General features: G+C 73.6%; 17 protein-coding genes. 16 read left to right on the forward strand and 1 reads right to left on the reverse strand.

The features are described from left to right. Positions 1-27: 27 nt before the first annotated feature. The 16 genes from AC5WAM_RS40295 to AC5WAM_RS40370 all read left to right on the forward strand — a co-directional run bounded on the left by AC5WAM_RS40295 (position 28) and on the right by AC5WAM_RS40370 (position 20,261). Positions 28-1,899, forward strand: coding sequence for an amidohydrolase (locus AC5WAM_RS40295; RefSeq protein ID WP_495520727.1), 1,872 nt, complete (start codon positions 28-30; stop codon positions 1,897-1,899). A gap of 16 nt (positions 1,900-1,915) precedes the next feature. Continuing rightward, a complete protein-coding gene (locus AC5WAM_RS40300; RefSeq protein WP_495520728.1) occupies positions 1,916-2,719 on the forward strand; it encodes an acetate uptake transporter family protein in 804 nt (267 codons plus the stop codon). 61 nt (positions 2,720-2,780) lie between these two features. Further along, positions 2,781-3,506, forward strand: a complete 726-nt coding sequence (locus tag AC5WAM_RS40305; RefSeq protein ID WP_495520729.1) for an alpha/beta fold hydrolase — start codon at positions 2,781-2,783, stop codon at positions 3,504-3,506. A 165-nt stretch (positions 3,507-3,671) separates the two neighbouring features. After that, positions 3,672-5,000 carry an ABC transporter substrate-binding protein gene (locus AC5WAM_RS40310; protein WP_495520730.1) on the forward strand — a complete coding sequence of 443 codons (1,329 nt, stop codon included), beginning with the start codon at positions 3,672-3,674 and terminating at the stop codon, positions 4,998-5,000. Continuing rightward, a complete protein-coding gene (locus AC5WAM_RS40315) occupies positions 5,000-5,965 on the forward strand; it encodes a carbohydrate ABC transporter permease (RefSeq protein ID WP_366793431.1) in 966 nt (321 codons plus the stop codon). The genes AC5WAM_RS40310 and AC5WAM_RS40315 overlap by 1 nt, the downstream gene beginning before the upstream one ends. Beyond that, positions 5,962-6,849: a carbohydrate ABC transporter permease gene (locus AC5WAM_RS40320; RefSeq protein ID WP_366793432.1), complete on the forward strand. Its 888-nt coding sequence runs from the start codon at positions 5,962-5,964 to the stop codon at positions 6,847-6,849. Before AC5WAM_RS40315 ends, AC5WAM_RS40320 begins: the two co-directional genes overlap by 4 nt. Beyond that, the gene (locus AC5WAM_RS40325) at positions 6,846-9,584 is read left to right on the forward strand and encodes an ATP-binding protein (protein WP_495520731.1); all 2,739 of its coding nucleotides are present in this window, start codon (positions 6,846-6,848) and stop codon (positions 9,582-9,584) included. Before AC5WAM_RS40320 ends, AC5WAM_RS40325 begins: the two co-directional genes overlap by 4 nt. A gap of 135 nt (positions 9,585-9,719) precedes the next feature. Further along, positions 9,720-10,556, forward strand: coding sequence for an alpha/beta fold hydrolase (locus AC5WAM_RS40330; protein WP_495520732.1), 837 nt, complete (start codon positions 9,720-9,722; stop codon positions 10,554-10,556). A gap of 98 nt (positions 10,557-10,654) precedes the next feature. Beyond that, the gene (locus AC5WAM_RS40335; RefSeq protein WP_495520733.1) at positions 10,655-11,818 is read left to right on the forward strand and encodes an LLM class flavin-dependent oxidoreductase; all 1,164 of its coding nucleotides are present in this window, start codon (positions 10,655-10,657) and stop codon (positions 11,816-11,818) included. Then, positions 11,815-12,429: an FMN reductase gene (locus AC5WAM_RS40340; RefSeq protein WP_495520734.1), complete on the forward strand. Its 615-nt coding sequence runs from the start codon at positions 11,815-11,817 to the stop codon at positions 12,427-12,429. Before AC5WAM_RS40335 ends, AC5WAM_RS40340 begins: the two co-directional genes overlap by 4 nt. 94 nt (positions 12,430-12,523) lie before the next feature. Continuing rightward, positions 12,524-15,367, forward strand: a complete 2,844-nt coding sequence (locus AC5WAM_RS40345) for a helix-turn-helix transcriptional regulator (RefSeq protein ID WP_495520735.1) — start codon at positions 12,524-12,526, stop codon at positions 15,365-15,367. A 141-nt stretch (positions 15,368-15,508) separates the two neighbouring features. Then, complete coding sequence (locus tag AC5WAM_RS40350) at positions 15,509-16,756, forward strand: PucR family transcriptional regulator (protein WP_366793439.1); 1,248 nt, start codon at positions 15,509-15,511, stop codon at positions 16,754-16,756. Positions 16,757-16,927: 171 nt separating this feature from the next. Further along, the gene (locus AC5WAM_RS40355) at positions 16,928-17,779 is read left to right on the forward strand and encodes an alpha/beta fold hydrolase (RefSeq protein WP_495520736.1); all 852 of its coding nucleotides are present in this window, start codon (positions 16,928-16,930) and stop codon (positions 17,777-17,779) included. A gap of 75 nt (positions 17,780-17,854) precedes the next feature. Further along, on the forward strand, positions 17,855-18,721 hold the full coding sequence (locus tag AC5WAM_RS40360; protein ID WP_366793442.1) for a helix-turn-helix domain-containing protein: 867 nt from the start codon (positions 17,855-17,857) through the stop codon (positions 18,719-18,721). Between the two features lie 154 nt (positions 18,722-18,875). Continuing rightward, on the forward strand, positions 18,876-19,595 hold the full coding sequence (locus tag AC5WAM_RS40365; protein WP_495520737.1) for an alpha/beta fold hydrolase: 720 nt from the start codon (positions 18,876-18,878) through the stop codon (positions 19,593-19,595). A 45-nt stretch (positions 19,596-19,640) separates the two neighbouring features. Continuing rightward, positions 19,641-20,261 (forward strand): DJ-1/PfpI family protein, encoded by a 621-nt coding sequence (locus AC5WAM_RS40370; RefSeq protein WP_495520738.1) that lies wholly within the window; start codon positions 19,641-19,643, stop codon positions 20,259-20,261. A gap of 35 nt (positions 20,262-20,296) precedes the next feature. Here AC5WAM_RS40370 and AC5WAM_RS40375 read toward each other — a convergent pair whose 3' ends face one another. Further along, on the reverse strand, positions 20,297-20,563 hold the full coding sequence (locus AC5WAM_RS40375; protein ID WP_495520739.1) for a DUF4235 domain-containing protein: 267 nt from the start codon (positions 20,561-20,563) through the stop codon (positions 20,297-20,299). Position 20,564: the final 1 nt, after the last annotated feature.

The following is a 20,564-nucleotide window of genomic DNA, read 5'->3' on the forward strand; positions in this document are numbered from 1 at the left end:
CCGCACATCCGCAAAGGAGAACCCCCGATGCCGAAACCGCCGACCCCCGAACCCGCCGCCCCGCGCCAGGAACACGGGCGGGCCGACCTCCTCGTGCGCAACGCGAAGGTGTACACCGGCGACCCCGCACGCCCCGAGGCCCGCGCGGTCGCGATCCGCGACGGACGGATCGCGGCCCTCGGCGACGACCACGACCTCGCCCCTCTCGTCGGGCCGGGCACCAAGGTCGTCGACGCCCTCGGCCGCAGGGTGATCCCCGGCCTGAACGACTCGCACCTGCACGTCATCAGGGGCGGCCTGAACTACGTCCTGGAACTGCGCTGGGACGGCGTGCGCAGCCTCCGCCACGCCCTCGCCATGCTGCGCGAGCAGGCCGGCCGCACCCCCAAGGGGCAGTGGATCCGGGTCGTCGGCGGCTGGACCGCCGAACAGTTCGCCGAGCGCAGGATGCCGACCGTCGCCGAGCTGAACGCCGCCGCCCCCGACACACCGGTGTTCGTCCTGCACCTCTACCAGTCGGCCCTGCTGAACCGGGCCGCCGTACAGGCCGCCGGATTCACCCGCGCGACCCCCGACCCGCAGGGCGGACAGATCGTCAGGGGCCGCGACGGCGAGCCCAACGGCGTCCTCCTCGCCGCGCCGAGCGCCCTCATCCTCTACTCGACCCTGGCCAAGGCGCCCGCCCTGGACGAGGCCGACCGGAAGACCTCGACGCGGCACTTCCTGCGCGAGCTGAACCGCTTCGGTCTCACCTCCGCGGTCGACGCCGCGGGCGGCTTCCAGAACTTCCCCGACAACTACGCCACGGTCATGGACCTCGCCGCGTCGGGTGAGCTGTCCCTGCGGATCGCCTACCACCTGTTCCCGCAGACGGCCGGTCAGGAACTCGCCGACCTCAAGCGCTGGATCGAGACGGTCAAGCCCGGGGACGGGGACGAGTGGCTGCGCCTCAACGGCGCGGGCGAGAACCTGACCTGGGCCGCCGCCGACTTCGAGAACTTCACCGAACCCCGTCCCGCACTCGCCGAGGGATACGAGGCCGAGTTCGAGCACGCCGTGCGGCTGTTGATGGAGAACGGCTGGGGCTTCAGGCTGCACGCCACGTACGACGAGACGATCCGCCGCGACCTCGCGGTCTTCGAGAAGCTCGCCGCCGAGGGCCTCTTCCCCGGCGACAACCGCTGGCTCTTCGACCACGCGGAGACCGTGTCGGCCGACAGCCTGGACCGGATCGCGGCCCTCGGCGGCGCCCTGTCCGTGCAGAACCGCATGTCCTTCCAGGGCACCGCCTTCCGCGAGCGCTACGGCGCCGAGGCCGCCGCCCACACCCCGCCCGTCCGGGCCATGCTCGACCGGGGCCTGACCGTCGCCGCGGGCACGGACGCCACCCGCGTCTCCTCGTACAACCCGTGGGTGGCGCTCCACTGGCTGGTGACCGGGCGCACCGTCGGCGGCACCGCGCTCTATCCGGCCGGGAACCTGGTCGACAGGGAGACCGCGCTCGGCCTCTACACCCGCGGCGGCGCGCGCCTGACCGGTGAGCAGGACGTCAAGGGGATCCTGCGGGAGGGCTACTACGGCGACCTGGCGATCCTGTCCGACGACTACCTCACCGTGCCCGACGCCGTCATCCCCGACATCGAGGCCGTGCTCACCGTCGTCGGCGGCCGGGTGGTCTACGCGGCCGCGGAGTACGAGGGACTCGACGAGGCCGTCCCGCCGGTCAGCCCCGAGTGGAGCCCCGTGGCCCGCTTCGGCGGCTACCAGGCCGGTGCCCGGCAGGCGGCGCTCGTCGCCGAGGCCGCCGCCGAGTCCGAGGAGCACCGCCAGTGGCGGGTGGCCCGCGGCTCGGCCCCCGACACGCCGCCGTCGTTCCTCGACCCCTGCTTCGAGCACTGAACGAGAGATCTCCACGATGAGTACCGCTTCCTCCGCCCCCGCCGACAAGACCGGCGACGAGACCGCCGACAAGACCGCCGACGGGACTGACGAGGGGACCGCAGACGGGGCCGCCGACGGGCCGGAATGCCCGCCCAACGCTCCGCCGGGACGCCGCTTCGAGCCGGACCTGAGGCCGATGACCCGGATCAATCTGCGCCCCATCGCCTCACCCATGCCGCTGGGCTTCTTCACGGTGGCGATCGCCTCGGTGATGACGGGGTGCCTCCAGCTCGGCGTCTTCACGTCCGAGGCCCGGGGCGCCGTCGCCCTGTGCGTCCTGCCGGCCTTCGCGTTGCAGTTCCTGGTGAGCGTGCTGTCCTTCGGCGCCCGTGACGTGATCGCGGCGACGCTGATGGGCACGTTCGCGGGCAGCTGGCTGGCGTACGCCCTGGTCATGTTCAGCGGCGCGGCCGAGGGCCTGCGGGTCCTCGGCGTGTTCAACCTGGCGTTCCTCTGCTTCGGGGCGCTGATGACCGCCGTGACGCCGCCCAAGCGCGCGATGTGGCTGGTCCTGGTGGCGTCCCTGCCCCGCTGGGCGGCCACCGGACTGTCCGGCCTGACCGGCGCCGAGTGGCTCACGCGCACCTCCGGCGCCCTCGGCCTCCTGGTGGCGCTCGTCGCGATGTACGCGGCCTTCGCCCTGATGCTGGAGGACATGCGCGGCGAGGAGGTCCTGCCCATCGGCCGCAGCGGCCCCGCCCGTGCCGCCGTGACGGGCGACCTCACCGTCCAGCTCCGCAACCTCGAACGCCACGCGGGCGTGCGGCGCACCCTCTGAACGCGCCCGCCGCGCCCGCCACACCCCGCTCAACCCCACCCACGCACCCAGGAGTTCTCCCGTGCCCCGATCCACCGGCCCCACCGTCGTGCTGGTCCACGGCGCCTTCGCCGACGCCTCCAGCTACGCCCGCGTCATCCCCGAACTGACCGCCGCGGGCCTCGCGGTGCTCGCCCCCGCCGTGCCCAACCGCGGCCTGATCGACGACGCCGCGTACCTCGCCTCGGTGATACGCGCCGTCGAAGGACCCGTGATCCTGGTGGGGCACTCCTACGGCGGCGCCGTCATCACCCTCGCCGGGGCGGAGGACAACGTCCGCGCCCTCGTCTACCTCGCGGGCTACGCCCTGGAGGAGGGCGAGAGCCTGGGCGAGCTGCAGGGCCGCTTCCCCGACTCCGGCCTCGCCGACGCGCTCGTCCGCACGCCGTTCCCCGTGCCCGGCTCCACCGGGACGGGCACCGACGTCACGGTGGACCCCGAGCGGTTCCCCGCCCTCTTCGCCGCCGACGTCGAGCCCGCACTCGCCGCGGTGCTCGCCGTCTCGCAGCGCCCCCTGGCCGCGCGGGCCTTCACGGAGGCGGCCCCCGTCGCCGCGTGGCGGACCAAGCCGTCCTGGGGCCTGGTCGCCACCGCCGACCGGACCATCAACCCCGATGTCGAGCGCTACGGCTACGAGCGCGCGGGGATGACCACCGTCGAAGTCGACTCCTCGCACCTGGTCATGCTCGCCCGGCCCGACGCCGTGGCCGCCCTCATCCAGGAAGCCGTCCGGTCCACCACCCGCTGACCTGCGCCTCTGCCGTGGAACGCCCCCGCCGGCCCCACCTCCGCGTGGGGTCGGCACGGGCGCGCGGCCCCGGCGGGTCGAACGATTGGTCGATGGCGTCCGTGCGCTGATAACTTCTGCTCGCCCCCAGGAACGCTCGGGGGTGCGATCGGAGGAAGCACACCCATGAGGTTCGGCGCGAGGCTCGTGCTCGCCGTCATCGTCCTCGTAGCCACGGCCACCGCCTGCGGTGCCCCGCACGGCGGTTCCCGGCCTCGCGGGGGCGAGGACTGTGCGTCCTACGCCCGGTACGGCACCCACCCCGGCACCGAGGTCTCCGTCTACGCGTCGAACCAGGACCGGGAAGCGGACCTGTTCGAAGCGACCTGGGCGGACTTCGCGGCCTGCACGGGCATCGACGTCCGGTTCGAGGGCGACGGCGACTTCGAGGCCCAGATCCAGGTCAGGGTCGACGGCGGGAACGCCCCCGACGTGGCGTTCTTCCCGCAGCCCGGCCTGTTGGAGCGCTTCGCCCGCGCCGGGGACCTCAAGCCCGCGAGCCCCGAGGTCGCCTCCCTGGCCGAGCAGGGCTGGTCGAAGGACTGGAACGGCTACGCGACCGTGGACGGCACCCTCTACGGCACGCCGCTGGTCGCGAACGTGAAGTCGTACGTCTGGTACTCGCCGAAGTTCTTCCGGGACCGGGGGCTGAGCGTCCCGCGCACCTGGAAAGAGCTGATGGACGTGACCGAGAAGGTCGCGGCGACGGGCGTCAAGCCCTGGTGCGCGGGCGTCGAGTCCGGCGAGTCGACCGGCTGGCCCCTGACGGACTGGATCGAGGACGTCCTGCTGCGCCAGAGCGGACCCGACGTCTTCGACCGCTGGGTCACCCACGAGATCCCGTTCGACGACCCGCGCGTGATCAAGGCCATGGACACCGTGGGATCCCTCCTCAAGAACGACCGGTACGCCAACGGCGGCTACGGCCCGGCCCGCTCGATGGCCTCGATCGCCTACCAGGAGGGCGGCACCCCGATCGTCTCCGGCGACTGCGCGATGCACCGTCAGGCCTCGTTCTACGCCGAGCACTGGCCGAAGGGCACCGAGATCGGCCCGGACAAGGACGTGTTCGCCTTCCTCCTGCCGGGCCGGGAGCGGGCGAGCCGACCGGTCCTGGGCGGCGGCATGTTCGCCGCGGCGTTCTCCGACCGGCCCGAGGTCCGGGCCTTCCAGGAGTACCTGGCGACGGCGGACTTCGCGAACGCGCGGATGAAGAAGGGCCCGTTCGTGTCGGCCAACAAGGGCGTGGACCTCGCCAACGCCGCCAACCCGGTCGACGAGCTGTCGATCCGGCTGCTCCAGAACCCCAGGACGCAGTTCCGGTTCGACGGTTCGGACCTGATGCCCGCCTCGGTGGGCGCGGGCACGTTCTGGAAGGAAGCCGTCGACTGGATCGGCGGCAAGGACACCGAGCACGTCGCCGACGCCATCGAACGGTCCTGGCCGAGCCCCTGATGACGTTCGATCCCCTCGCTCAGCAACCCAAGCTCCTGTACCTCCTCCAAGGCCTCGGCGCGTTCGCGGCGGTGGTCGCCCTCCTCCTCGTGCTGCTGCACCGGGGGCCCGTACGGAGGCGGGGAGCGGCCTTCCTGCTGCTGGCCCCCGCCCTGCTGCTGCTCACCGCCGGCCTCCTCGTGCCCGGCCTGCGCACCGTGCTGCTCTCGTTCAAGGACGGCGCGGGGGAGCAGTGGGTCGGGCTCGACAACTACGTGTGGCTGGTCACCGACCCCGGGGCGCTGACCGTGCTGCGCAACACCCTGACCTGGGTGGTGCTCGTGCCCCTCCTGGTGACCGCGACCGGCCTGCTGTACGCGGCGGCCGTCGTACGGTCGCGGTACCGGGCGCTCGCCCTGGCCCTCGTCCTGCTGCCGATGGCGCTCTCGTTCGTCGGCGCGGGCCTCATCTGGAAGTTCGTCTACGCCTACCGGCCCGCCGAGGCGGACCAGATCGGGCTGCTCAACCAGCTCGTCGTGGCGTTCGGCGGCGAGCCGCGGCAGTGGCTCGTGGAATCCCCCTGGAACGTGCTGTTCCTCGTCGTGGCGATGGTGTGGGCCCAGACCGGCTTCGCGGCCGTGCTGCTCGCGGGCGCGATCAGGGCGGTCCCCGACGACGTGGTCGAGGCCGCCCGCCTCGACGGCGCGTCGCCCCGGCAGGTCTTCTGGCGCGTCACCGTGCCGCTGATCAGACCCACGCTGCTCGTCGTGGCCCTCGCCGAAGTGATCGGCACCTTCAAGGCCTTCGACATCGTCAGAACCATGACCGGCGGCCAGTTCGACACCGGTGTCATCGCCCACGAGATGTACGCCCAGTCCTTCCGCTACGGCCAGACAGGCCGCGGCGCGGCCCTCGCCGTGCTCCTCTTCGCCCTCGTGACCCCCGTCGTCGCCTACAAGGTGCGGGCCCAGCGGGGCGCGCGGTGAGCGGCGTACGGGAGCGGCTGTCCTCCCGTGCCTTCTCGCTGGCCGCCCTGGTGATCGCGGTCCTGTGGACGACACCGACCCTCGGCCTGTTCCTGTCCTCCGTGCGCCCCGAGGACGAGATCAAGACGACGGGCTGGTGGACCCTGTTCGGCGCGCCGCACGTCACCCTCGGCAACTACGCCGAGGTGCTGCTGGGCAGCGGCAACGCCTCGGGACGGCTCGCCGACCACCTGGTCAACTCCTTCGTCATCACCCTGCCCTCGGTCCTCTTCCCCCTGGTCCTGGCGTTCTTCGCCGCGTACGCGCTGGCGTGGATCGACTTCAGGGGGCGGGACGCGCTCGTCGTCGGCGTCTTCGCCCTCCAGGTCGTACCGCTCCAGATGGCGCTGGTCCCCCTGCTGAAGCTGTTCTCCCAGGGCTGGCTGTTCCTGCCCGCCTGGGACGCCACGGGACCGGCCAGGTTCAGCCACGTCTGGTTCGCCCACACCGCCTTCGCGCTGCCCTTCGCGGTGTTCCTGCTGCACAACTTCCTGGCCGGGCTGCCCCGCGAGCTGATCGAGGCCGCGCGGGTCGACGGCGCCTCGCACGCGACGCTGCTGCTCCGCGTCGTCCTGCCGCTGGCCCGGCCCGCCCTGCTCACCTACGCGATCATCCAGTTCATCTGGGTGTGGAACGACCTCCTGGTGGCGCTCACCCTGGCGGGCGGCACGGCCGAGACCGCGCCGGTGACGGTCCGGCTCGCGACCCTGGCCGGGACGCGGGGCGACGAGTGGCAGCGCCTCACGGCGGGAGCCTTCGTCTCGGCGTCGGTCCCGCTGCTCGTGTTCCTCGCCCTCCAGCGGTACGTCGCCCGGGGCCTGCTCGCGGGATCGGTCAAGGGATGACCGCGGCGGAGCCCGGCAGCCCGGGCCTGAGCAGGCCCGGGCTGCGCGGCAGGGAAGCCGAGCTGGCGCGGCTGCGCGCCCTGGTCGAGGCCGTGCGGGACGGCGAGGGCGGGGCGATGGCGCTGCTCCTGGGGGAGCCGGGCATCGGCAAGACCGTCCTCCTGGAGGAGACCGTCGCGCTCGCACGGGAACAGGGGTTCGTCGTCAGCCAGGGCCGCGCCGAGGAGCTGCACGAGCTGGCCCCGCTCGCCTCCCTGGCCTCGGGCCTGCTGCACGGCGACCCGCCGCTGCTGTCCGCCGAGGACTTCGCGCGCCTCGCGGGCCACCACGACCAGCGCGTCTGGCTCGTGGAACGCCTCGCCCAGCTGATCGAGGAGCGCTCGGCGGGCACGCCCGCGCTCATCGCGATCGACGACGTCCAGTGGGCCGACCCGCTGAGCCGTTTCGCCCTCAACGTCCTGCCGGCGCGTCTGTTCACCTCCCCGGTGCTGTGGTTGCTCGCGGGGCGGGAGGACCCGGACCTGCGCCGCGACGGGCCCTGCCTGACGACCGTCCCGCTGCGGCCGCTGACCGACGCGGCCCTCGCCGAGCTGGCCCGCGACGCGCTCGGCGACGACGTACCGCGGAAGGTCACCGAGCTGCTCGACGGATCGGGCGGCAACCCCTTCCTCGCCACCGAACTCCTGACGGGCATCGCGGCGTCGGGGACGGAGGGGCACGCGCCGCCGGAGCGCCTCGTCCTCGGCGTCCGCGGCAGGCTGGCCGCGCTGCGCCCGGGCACCCTGGACTTCCTGCGGATCGGCTCGGTCCTCGGGCGCGCCTTCCGCCTCGGCGACGCAGCCGCCCTGTGCGGGCGGCCCGCGACCACGCTCATCGGGGAGCTGGACGAGGCGATCGCCGCGGGGCTCATAGACGACGACGGCGAACGCCTCGTCTTCCGCCACGACCTGCTCCGCCAGGCCGTGTACGCCGATCTCGCCCCCTCGGCCCGCCGGGCCCTGCACCGGGAGGCGGCACGGCGGCTCGTCGCGGTCGGCCGCACCCCCGTCGACGCGGTCCCGCACCTGCTGAAGAGCGCCGAACCCGGCGACCACGAGGCGGCCCGGCTGCTCGGCAGGGCCGCCACGGACGTCCTCTCCGTCATGCCGGACCTCGCCGCCGACCTGGCGTTGCGCGCCCTGGAACTGATCCCGCCCCACGAGCCCATGGCGTTCGCCGCGGGGGAGCGGGCCATCACCGCGCTCACCCGCGCGGGCCGGTACGCCCGCGCCCGGGAGACCGGCGACGCGCTGCTGGCCCGCAGGCCGCCCCTGGACGTCTTCGCCCGGCTGCAGTCCGTGCTGGGCGACACCCTGTGGCACCTCGACGACGTCCACGAGCTGACCCGCCGCACGACGGCGGGCCTCGCCGTCGTCACCGACCCGGCGATCTCCGCCCGGCTGACCGCGCGCCAGGCACTCGCGCGGTCCCGCGGGCGCGACCTCGACGCCGCGCGGAGCACGGGCGAGCGGGCTCTGGCTCAGGCCGAGCGGGCGGACGACCGGGAGGCCCGCGTCGTCGCGCTGTGGGGCCTCGGCGAGATCGCCCTCAACGCGGGCGAGTGCGCCGCCGCCGTCGCGCACCACACGGCCCTGAGCGCGTTCGACGCGGCCTTCCTGCCCGAGGAGGTCGTCGCGCGGGTCCACCTCGACGACTTCGCCATGGCCCGGCAGCTCCTCGGCACGGCGGGCGACGCGCCCCTGCGCCCCGCGATGCTGATGTGGGCCCAGGGCACCCTGCACCTGGGCCTCGGCCGCCTCGACGACGCCGAGGCCGACTTCGTCACCGCCGAACGCCTGGAGGCGGACCTGCGCGTGCCCGGCAACCTGGTCAACATCCGGGTCAACCGGGGCCGCCTCGCGCTGCTGCGCGGTGACCGCGACGCCGCGCGGCACCACCTCGAAGTCGTCAGGGCCGCCATGGCCGAGCGGCCGAACACGGGCAACCACGCGGCCCACCAGTACCTGGAGGCCGTCCTCGCCGACGCCGCAGGGCACCACGCGGCAGCGGCCGAACGCATCCGGTCCGCCCAGCGCGACCACCCCTTCGTCCGGTGGCGGATCCTGCGCACGCGCTGCGTCGACGCCGTGCGGATCGCCCTGCGCGCCGGGGACAGGGCCCTGGCCGACGACCTGGCGGCCCAGGCTGCCGCACACGCCGCGCGCAACCCCGCCGTGCCCACCGCACAGGGCATCGCCGCCCACACGGCCGGACTGGTCGGCGGCGACACCGCGCTCCTGGAGCGGGCCGTCCGCGCCCTCCTGACCGGGCCCCGCCCCCTGCACCTCGCGGCGGCCTCCGCCGACCTGGGGCGCGCCCTCCTGCCCGCCGGTACCGCCGCCGCGATCCCCGCACTGACCAGGGCGTACGAGGTGTTCGTACAGACGGGCGCGGGGTTCGAGGCCGACCGGGTCCGGGCCGATCTGGACCGGGCCGTGACCCGCTCCGGCAGGCGCGCCGCGGCCCGGCCGCGGCCCAGCCAGGGCTGGGAGGCGCTCACCGCGTCGGAGCGCAAGGTCGCCCGTCTGATCGCGGCCGGGCACACCAACCGGTCGGCCGCCGCCGCCCTCTTCGTGTCACCGCACACGGTCAACACCCACCTGGCCTCTGTCTTCCGCAAGCTCTCGGTCACCTCCCGGGTCCAGCTGACCCGGCGCGTACCGGCGGAGGCCGATGGCCCGAGCGGCGACGGCTGACCCTGGCGAGTTCTGCGCCCACGGACAAGGCACGGTGCGTCCGGGGACAACGGGCGGCCCTGGACCGGCCATAGCGTGACGGTGTTCAGTGCCGCGACAGCGCGGACCAGCCGACACGAATCGAGGAAGCCACCCATGCCGTTCATCACCGTGGGCCAGGAGAACTCCACCGCCATCGACCTGTACTACGAGGACCACGGAACCGGGCAGCCCGTCGTCCTCATCCACGGCTTCCCGCTCGACGGCCACTCCTGGGAGCGCCAGAGCGCTGCCCTGCTCGCCGCCGGACACCGTGTGATCACGTACGACCGCCGCGGCTTCGGCCGGTCGTCCCAGCCGACGACCGGCTACGACTACGACACCTTCGCCGCCGACCTGAACACCGTGATGGAGACTCTCGACCTGCGGGACGCCGTCCTGGTCGGCTTCTCCATGGGCACCGGCGAGGTCGCCCGCTACGTGTCCGCGTACGGCTCCGGCCGCGTCGCCAAGGTCGCCTTCCTGGCCTCCCTGGAGCCCTGGCTCCTGAAGAACGACGACAACCCGGAGGGGGCCGCGCCCAAGGAGTTCTTCGACGGCGTGGTCGCCGCCGTCAAGGCCGACCGCTACGCCTACTACACGGCCTTCTTCAACGACTTCTACAACCTCGACGAGAACCTGGGCAGCCGCATCAGCGAGGAAGCGGTCCGCAACAGCTGGAACACCGCGGCGAGCGGCGGCGCCTTCGCCGCGTCCGCCGCCCCGGCGACCTGGTACACCGACTTCCGCGCCGACATCCCGGCCGTCGACGTGCCCGCGCTGATCCTGCACGGCACGGCCGACCGCATCCTGCCCGCCGAGAACACCGCGCGCCCCTTCCACCGGGCGCTGCCCGCCGCCGACTACGTCGAGATCGAAGGCGCCCCGCACGGCCTGCTGTGGACCCACGCGGAGGAGGTCAACACCGCGCTCCTCGCCTTCCTGGCGAAGTGACGCGGCGGAGGGCCGCCGGAATGTCCGGCGGCCCTCCGTGGCTTTCCCCCATGCACGACCGCACGATTCCAGACAGGTCCAGGAGAGCAGAGACACCCATGCAGTTCGGCATCTTCACCGTCGGGGACGTGACCCCCGACCCCACCGACGGCCATACTCCCTCGGAGCACGAGCGCATCAAGGCGATGATCGCCATCGCGCTCAAGGCCGAGGAGGTCGGCCTCGACGTCTTCGCGACCGGCGAGCACCACAACCCGCCGTTCGTCCCGTCGTCCCCGACCACCCTGCTCGGCTACGTCGCCGCCCGCACCGAGAAGCTGATCCTGTCCACGGCCACGACGCTGATCACCACCAACGACCCGGTGAAGATCGCGGAGGACTACGCGATGCTCCAGCACCTGGCCGACGGCCGGGTCGACCTCATGCTGGGGCGCGGCAACACCGGGCCGGTGTACCCGTGGTTCGGGCAGGACATCCGCCAGGGCATCAATCTGGCCAAGGAGAACTACGCTCTCCTTCGCCGGCTGTGGCGTGAGGACGTCGTGGACTGGGAGGGCACGTTCCGCACCCCCTTGCAGGCCTTCACGGCGACGCCCCGGCCCCTGGACGGCGTCGCGCCGTTCGTCTGGCACGGCTCCATCAGGTCCCCGGAGATCGCGGAGCAGGCAGCCTTCTACGGCGACGGCTTCTTCCACAACAACATCTTCTGGCCCGCCGACCACACCCGGCGCATGGTCCAGCTGTACCGACGCCGGTACGCCCACCACGGGCACGGCCGCCCCGAGGACGCGATCGTGGGCCTTGGCGGGCAGGTCTTCATGCGCAAGAACTCCCAGGACGCCGTACGGGAGTTCCGCCCCTACTTCGACAACGCGCCGGTGTACGGCCACGGCCCGTCCCTGGAAGACTTCACGGAGCAGACCCCGCTGACCGTGGGCTCGCCCCAGCAGGTCATCGACCGCACCCTGTCCTTCCGCGAGACGGTCGGCGACTACCAGCGCCAGCTCTTCCTGATGGACCACGCGGGGCTGCCCCTGAAGACCGTCCTGGAACAGCTCGACCTCCTCGGCGAGGAGGTCGTGCCCGTCCTGCGCAAGGAGTTCGCGAACGGACGCCCGGCCGGCGTGCCGGACGCGCCGACGCACGCCGCGCGGGTCGAAGCGGCTCGGGGCGATGCCGCGCAGGGCGATGCCGCCCAGGGCGATGGCGCGCAGGGTGACGGCACGCAGGGCGATGCCGCTCGGGGAGTGACCGCCTCGTGAAGCTGACCGCCGTTTCCGCGGGCCTGAGCACGCCCTCCTCCACCCGGCTGCTCGCGGACCGGCTCACCGAGTCGGTCCGCGAGGACCTCACCGCCCGGGGCCAGGACGTATCGATCGAGGTCGTGGAGTTGCGGGAGCTGGCCGGCGCGATCGCCGACCACCTCGTGACGGGCTTTCCCCCGGCGCGCCTCGCCGCCGCGATCGACGCGGTCACGGGCGCCGACGGACTCATCGCCGTCACGCCCGTGTTCACGGCGTCCTACAGCGGTCTCTTCAAGTCCTTCTTCGACGTGATCGACCCGGCCGCCCTCACGGGCAAGCCGGTCCTGATCGGGGCGACAGGCGGCACCGCCCGCCACTCCCTGGTCCTCGACCACGCGATGCGCCCGCTCTTCGCCTATATGCGCGCCACCGTCGTCCCCACCGCCGTGTACGCGGCGTCCGAGGACTGGGGGTCGGGCGGCGACGCGTACACCGAGGGGCTGCCCGCCCGCATCCGCAGGGCGGGCGGCGACCTCGCCGCGCTCATGGCCGCCCGTCCGGCCGCGGCCGAGGCCGACGACGACGTCACCGCCCTCGAACGGCAAGTGGCCGACCTGCGCTTCGACTGAGGCCGGACGGTCGTTCATACTGATCCGCCGTACCGTACGCGGATCACAGCCTCATCCCGTGCGGCCCCTGCCCGCGGAACGAGCGTGAACCGGATTGACCACATGGCCCTTTCCCGAGGACGAGGGCGGCGGACCACCGATCCGCGGCAGGGAGGCGGAGCTGGCGTTCATCGAGGAGCGGCTCGACGCGCTGGCCCGCGGGGAAGGCGGGGTCGTCCTCGTCGAAGGCCCTGCGGGCAGCGGCAAGTCCAGGGTCCTCGGGGAGGCGTCGGCCTCCGCGAGGCGGCGCGGGACGCGGGTGTTCCAGGGGGGAGCGGACCCCGAGGACCAGTTCGTGCCGCTCGGCCCGCTCCTCGACGGGCTGCTCACCGGGGCGGCGCCGCTCTCGGACGCCGCCCGGCTCCGTGACCTCGCCACGGTGCCGGGGCAGCGGTTCTGGCTCCTCCAGGAACTGGGCGACCGCCTGCGGGAGGCCGCGCGGACGGGCCCGCTCCTGATCGTCCTCGACGACCTCCAGTGGTGCGACGAACTGACGCTCCTCACCCTGCACACCCTCGCGGCCCGGCTCGCGTCGGACGCGATCCTGTGGCTGGTGGCCGTGTGCGGCGACAGCGTGCCGCCGCGCGTGCGCACCACCCTCGAACGGATCCACCGGGGCGGGGCCCGCGCCGTGGTCCTGGGGCCGCTGGAGGACCGGGCGGTCGCGCGGATCGCGGAGGACGTCCTGGGGGCGGCCCCGGGCCATGACGTGCTGCGCGTCGCCCGCCAGGCCGAGGGCGTGCCGCTGCTCCTGAGGGAACTGCTCGACGTGCTGCGGAACGAGGAGGTGGTGGCGATCGAGAACGGCACGGCCCGGCTCACCGCCGCATCCCTTCCCGCCCGGCCGCTGCCCTCGGTCGGGCGCCGCGTCGGCCTGCTGTCCGGCGCGGCCCGCGAACTCGTGGAGACAGCGGCCGCCGTGGGCCGTCCGGTGACCGTGAGCCTGCTGGCCGAGCTGCTCGGCAGCACACCGGCGGCGCTGATCACCCCGCTGCGCGAAGCCCTCGACACCGAGTGGCTCGCCGAAAGGGGCGACCGCCTGGAGTTCCGCAACGACCTGGTCCGCGCGTCGGTGGCGGCCGGACTTCCCCTTGCCGTACGCCGGTCCCTGCGCGGCAAGGCGGCGCGGGCGCTGCCGGACAGCGAGACGGCGGCGACCGCACACCCCGCGCCACCGACGACCGACCCGGAGCCCGCCGACCGCACCGATGCAGACCGGACGGACGTTGACAGGTCGGACGCCGACCGGCTGCGCACCGCCGCGGCCGACATCGCGGCCACCGCGCCCGGACCGGCCGCCGAACTCGCCCTCAGAGCGCTGGAGCTCACCGCTGCGGACGCCCCGGAGCGCCCACGGGTGATCGCCGAGGCGATCCCGCTGCTCTGGCAGACCGGGCAGGCGGCCCGGGCCCGCGAGCTGGGGACGTCGGCCCTGTCGGCAGGGGGCCTCGGACCGCGGGACGAGGCAGGGATACGCCTCGGTCTGGCCCGCCTGTCCACCCAGTACGACTTCTCCGAAGCGGTCCGGCAGGCCCGTGCGGGAGCGGCGCTGCCCGGCCTGCCGACGGACCTGCGGGCCCGGCTCCTCGCGCTGCTGTGCCTCGGCCTCGCGCTGTCGGGCGACAACGAGGCGGCCGAACAGGCCCTGCCCGAGGCGCGGGAGACCGCCGAAGCGGCCGGGGACCGCACCGCCCGGGCCACGGTGACGGTGGTCGCGTCGGCCGTCCGCTTCCGCCGGATGGACTGGAGCGAGGCCCTCCGCCTGGCGGAGCTGGCCACCGCCATGGGCGCGGCCGACTCCCTGTGGGTTCCGGAAGGGCTGTGGCAGAGCTTCGTGCTGAACGCGGCAGGCCGCTGTGACCAGGCGCTCGCCGTCACCGACGCCGCGCTGCGGCAGGCTCGGGAACAGGGCCGGACGGCCGCCACGCGCATGTGGCGGACGCACCGTGCCCGGCTCCTCCTGGACACCGGACGGCTGACGGACGCCCGGGCCGAGGCGGAGGCCGCCTCGGCGACGCCCGACGAGCCCGGCCCCGACCACCTCGCCGACGTCACGCGCCTGTACGCGCTGACCCGCGTCGCCGTCCACACGAACGACCAGCGGGCCGCACGACGGTACGCGGCCGACGCGCGGCGGATGCGCACCGACGGCGCGCCCCTCGTCCGCCGAGCCGGCGCCTGGGCACTGGCATTGCTGGCCGACTTCGACGGCCGCGCCGACGCAGCCGTACTCGCCGACGTGGTGAGCGCACTCGACGCGGAGCGGCCGTCCGAGGGCGGCCCGCTGGACCCCGCCGACGCCCCCGGCCTCGTCCGCGTCGCACTGCGGGCCGGGGCGCACGACGCGGCCCTGCGGGCGGTCGGCGCGGCCGAGCGCCGCGCCGCGCTCAACCCCGGCGTCACGCTCCTCGCCGCCACCGCCGCACACGCGCGCGGGCTGCTCGACAACGACCTCGACCACCTGGTGAGCGCGGTCCGCCTGTACGAGGACACCTCCCGGCCGCTGGCCCGCGCCTCCGCCCTGGAGGACACCGGGCGCAAGCTGGCGGCCACCCGCAGATCGGAAGCGGTGCCGTACCTGGACAACGCCCTCGGCCTCTACGTGCGAGCGGGCGCCGAGCGGGACGTGGCCCGGGTGCGCCGACGCCTGCGGGCCGCGGGCGTCCGCCGTCGGCCCGCACCGGCCGGACACCTCGCGCGGTGGCCCGAGCTGACCGCGTCCGAGCTGGGCGTGGCCCGGCTCGTCGCCCAAGGACTGACGAACCGACAGGTGGCCGAGCGGCTCGCCGTCTCGCCGCACACGGTGAGTTCGCATCTGCGCCGCGCCTTCACCAAGCTCGACCTCACCTCGCGCGCGGAGCTGACCCGCCTCGTCACGACCCGCGACAGCGGAGAGTAACCGCTTCGTATCCCCTGCTTGTGTCCTGTCCATGGACGGTTCGTGCGATGTGCCGACGGCATCGCTTCCTCAAAATGATCAAGAGCTGCGGAAAGGGAGCCACCCTCCGCAGCGAACCGATGGTCGAGAGAGGAACAGCGCATGACCGCAGGGCCCCAGCGAGCCCGTCCTGGCAGTGCGGAGCTCCAGGCGCTCGTCGACGAACTCGCGGAGAAGCTGGGACGGTCCGTCGCGGTCGACGATCCGCTGGTCCGCATGGTGTGCACGAGCCGCCACTTCGGTGACGAGGACCCGGTGCGGATCGGCACGCTCCTCCAGGGCCGCGCCGACAACGCGGCCGTCCGCCACGTGCTCGCCCAGGGCGTCGCCCGCTGGTCGAGGCCCGGTTTCATCGACGGCCGCGACGACCTCGGCATGCTGCCGCGCTACGTCGTGCCGCTGCGCGAGCGCGGGCACCTCCTCGGCCTGCTGATGGTGGTCGTGCCGGACCGGACGCTCGGCGAACAGGACACCGAGGCCATCGCCTGGGCCGCCGACCTCATGGCCGCCCAGCTGTATCTGGAACACCTCGCCGCCGACACCTGGAAGACCGACGAGCGGACCCTGGTCCTGGACCTGGTCGACTCCCACCTCGCCACGCGCACCGCCGCCCGTCGGCGCGCGCTGGAGCGCGGCCTGCTCGGGGAGGCGGAGCACGTCCTCGTCACCGTCGTGCGGCTGAGCCGCGGCACGGAGCCCGTACGGCAGTCCGAAGCGGCCCTGTGGGGGGCGTTGGAGGGCTTCCGGCAGACGCGTTCGGCGCAGGGCATCACCGCGATCGACCAGGAGCGGGCGATCCTGCTCCAGCTGCGCGACCGGCCGCCCCGGCCGACCGAGGTCGCCGCCCAGTCCGCCCGCATCCTGGAGGAGCTCACCACCTTCCTCGATCCGTCCACGGCCCCCGTGATCGGCGTCGGCGGCAGACACCCGGGCCTGCACGACGCCTGGACGTCGTACGAGCAGGCGCTCGTGGCGGCCCGCGCGGCGCGGCGGCTGCCCTCGCTCAAGGGCGTCGGCGACTGGGACCGGCTGGGGGAGTTCGCCGTGCTCCTCCAGCTTCCCGAGCACGCCCTGAACGACTCCCTCGTGCCGAAGCCGCTGCGCACCCTGACCGACGCCCACGGCGGCGAGCGGCTGCGGGACACCCTGCGGAGCTACCTCGAACACGCCGGGTCCATCCCCCGCACTGCGGACGCGCTGCGCCTGCACCGCACGTCGCTCTACTACCGGCTGCGCCAGATCCAGGAGATCACCGGACTCGACCTGGACGACGGTGCCCACCGCCTCACCCTGCACCTGGGGCTGCGGATCGAGGAACTCCTCGCCACGGGGGACGACGCGGCCGCGTGACCGGGCGTGATCCCGGCCTCCGCACGGCCGACGAGCGGTGCTTCGACAAAACGAGAATGATCTCCCGCCGGATTCCTACAGCACGCGGTAGTGGCGGCGCAGCGCCGCGTCCGAAGATGTGCGGGACGGCGACGGCATGCGGGCGAACCGCCTGTGACCAGGGAAGAGACCATGAAGGAACTGATCACGACGGACGGGGCGCGGCTCGCGTACCGGGACAGCGGCGGCGGGGGAGTGCCCCTGATCATGCTGCACGGCTGGGGGCAGACACAGGCGATGTTCCGCCATCAGCTCGCGGAGCTCGCGCCCGGCCGACGCGTCGTCACCGTCGATCTGCGCGGCCACGGCCTCTCCGGCAAGCCCCGGCACGGCTACCGCATCGCCCGCCTGGCCCGTGACGTGCTCGAACTCGTCGACCACCTCCGGCTGCCGCGCTTCGACGCGCTGGGCTGGTCCATGGGCGTCTCGGTCTGGTGGAGCTTCATCGACCAGTACGGGACCGGGCGGATGCGGCGCTTCGTCGCCGTCGACCAGCCCGCGGCCGTCGCCGCCGTGCCCTGGATGACGGAGCGGGAACGGCGCGACTGCGGCGCCATCTTCGACGTACCGGCACTGCTCGACCTGGGGGCCGCGCTCGCGGCGCCGGGAGGCGACGGGGTGCGGGCCGACTTCGTCCGCGGCATGTTCTCCGGCGAGCCCGACCCGGAGCTGCTCGCCTTCGTCGCCGGGCAGATCGCCGCGACGCCCGCGTACGCCGGTGTGCCGCTGCTGTTCGACCACTGCGCCCAGGACTGGCGGGACGTGCTCCCCAGGATCGACGTGCCGACCCTGGTGATCGGCTGCGAGGGAAGCCATGTGCACCCCGACTCGCAGCGGTTCGTCGCCGAGCGGATTCCCTACGCGCGGCTGCACGTCTTCGCCGCCGACGTGGCGAACTCGCACTTCCCCTTCCTGGAGAATCCGGCGGCCTTCAACGCCGTGGTGGAGGAGTTCCTGGCCGAGGAGGCGGGGCCGCGGCCCTGACCCGCCCTCCGCGATCCGCGGGTGCCCGCGCGAGCGCCCGCCCCACCACGAAGAACCGTACGGCTTGGAGTTCCCATGACGCAGCCAGTGATGTCACCCGTGCCCGAAGCGACGACGCGGCCCGCGGCCGCCGACGCCGAGTGGCTCGTGCGGATGCTCTCCGACATGCCCGGCGAGCAGGAGGGCAAGTTCCTCTACCTCGGCATGCACGTCCGCGGACCGGTGAGCAGCGTCCGCGAGGGAGCCAGGACGCTCCTGGAGCCGAACGACCTGGTCTTCTGCGACCCGGCCCGGCGCCATCTGCTGCGGTTCGGCGACGACTGCCAGATGGTCTTCTTCCGGATCCCCCAGTGCTACCTGGGCGTCTCGGAGGCCGAGCTCCACCAGGTGGTGGGAGTCCCCGTGCGCGGCGGCGAAGGGCTGGGGGCGCTGGTGTCGGACTTCCTGTCGGCGCTCGCCGCCGAGGCGGAGCTGCGCCGGACCACCATCGGGGACCGCCTCTCGCGTACGGCCGTGCACCTGCTGTCCGTCCTGGTCGTGGAGCTCCTGGAGACGGACGCGGCCGCGGGGGCCGCCCGCGGTGCGCGGGGCGGACAGGAGACGCTGGCCCGGATCCGGGCCTTCATCGAGGAGCACCTGATGGACCCGGACCTCTCCCCGGAGTCGATCGCGCGTGCCCACCACATCTCTGTCCGCTATCTGCACAAGCTCTTCCAGAACGACGGCACCACGGTGAGCCAGTGGGTGCGCCGCCGCAGACTGGAGTCCTGCCGGATCGAGTTGGGCCGGTCCCACCGGAGGTTCACCATGGCCGCGGTGGCCCACCGCTGGGGCTTCAGCAGCCCCTCGCACTTCAGCCGCGCGTTCCGGGGCGCGTACGGGATGTCTCCCAGCGAGTGGCAGTCACTGGCCACCTCCGCCTTCGCGCCGAAGGCGGCCTGAGCCCGGCGTGCGCTGTCGTGGCAGCGGCGGTGCGCCGCCGTGCCAGCGCCGCCGCCGCACCCGCCCTACCGTGGGCGACCAGCTGCACGGACCTCCTTCGTGGACCACGGCGTGACGCCCCGCACGTGTCCTGACACCGGGAAGAGAGCTGCCCATGACCACCCCCCTGCCCACCGTCGTCCTCGTGCACGGTGCCTTCGCCGACGCGGCGACCTGGATCGGCGTCATCTCGGAACTGCGGAGCCACGGCATCCCGGTCCTCGCCCCGCCGAACCCCCTGCGCGGCCTCGCGTCCGACGCCTCCTACGTCGCTTCCGTCGTCGCCCAGATCGACGGGCCCGTCGTCCTGGTCGGACACTCCTACGGCGGTGCGCTGATCACCGTGGCCGGTGCCGCGGAGAACGTCGTCGGGCTCGTCTACGTGGCCGCGTACGTGCCGCACGAGGACGAGAGCCTGGGGGAGTTGCAGGGGCGCTTCCCCGACTCGCTGCTGCCGGGCAGCCTGAAGGAGTGGACCTACCCCCTCGTCGACGGGGACAGCGCCGTCGAAGTCACCATCGACGAGGCGGCCTTCCCCGCCGTCTTCGCCGCGGACGTGGCCGTGGAGGTCACCAGGGTGTTGGCGGCGGCCCAACGCCCCCTCGCCGCCGCGGCCTTCGCCGAGACGGCCTCCGCGGCGGCCTGGCTGACGAAGCCGTCCTGGGCCCTGGTGGCGGGGGCCGACCGGGCGATCCACCCCGAGGTGCAGCGCTTCTGCGCACGGCGGGCCGGGGCCGTCGTCGTCGAACTCCCCGACGCCTCGCACGCCGTCGCCCTGTCCGCGCCCCGGCAGGTCGCCGAGCTGATCGGTGACGCGGTACGGGCGACGAGCTGAGCTGCCCCGACGGGGTCCGCGGGGCCGCTGGTTATGCTGCGGCGCATGGACATAGTGATCCCGCTCTTCGACGACTTCGAGCCGCTCGACGCGATCGGTCCGTACGAGATCCTCGCGTACGTGCCCGACGCCACCGTGCGGTTCGTCGCCGCCGAACCCGGCCCGGTGCAGGACACCCTGGGCTCCCTGCCCGTGCACGTCGCGACCCGGTACACCGAGGTGGAACACTGCGACGTCCTGCTGATCCCGGGCGGAGGCAGCGCCGGGGCCATGGCGCGGAGCCCCGAGTTCCTCGACTGGGTGCGCCGGATCCACACGGGCACCCGCTTCACCACCTCGGTCTGCACCGGCTCCCTGGTGCTCGGCGCGGCGGGCCTCCTGGACGGCCTGACCGCCACCACCCACTGGGACGCGGCCGCCCAACTGGAGGCGTACGGCGCCACGTACACCCCCGAGCGGGTCGTCCGGCACGACCGGGTGATCACCTCGGCGGGGGTCTCCTCCGGCATCGACATGGCCGTCCAGCTGGCCGCCCTGCTCGCCGACGAGGTGACCGCGCAGGCGATCCAGCTCTACACCGAGTACGATCCCCAACCGCCCTTCGACACCGGCTCGGTGGCCAAGGCCCCGGCCGAGGTGCTCGCCCGGGCCCGCACCCTGCGCTAGCCGGACCGCCCGCGCCGCCGCCGTCGGCGCCCGCGTCAGCCGGGCCAGGTACCGGTCAGGCGGCGCATGGCGGTGGCTCCCGCGCGGTCCACGGCCGCCTTGGACGCGGCGAAGATCGCCCCCTGCAAGGTGGCGGCGAGCAGCACCTGGCTCCAGGCGCGCTCCTCGTCGGTGGCGTCCGGGGCGTCCTCCTCACGGCCGATCACCTTCCAGGCCTGCTTGAAGAGCGCCCCGGCGACCATGCCGCTGACGGCGCCGAGCGCGAGGCCGACCGGCTTGTACGCGATCTTTGAGGCCTTCATC

The sequence above is a fragment of the Streptomyces sp. JLYT201 genome, assembly GCF_059448825.1.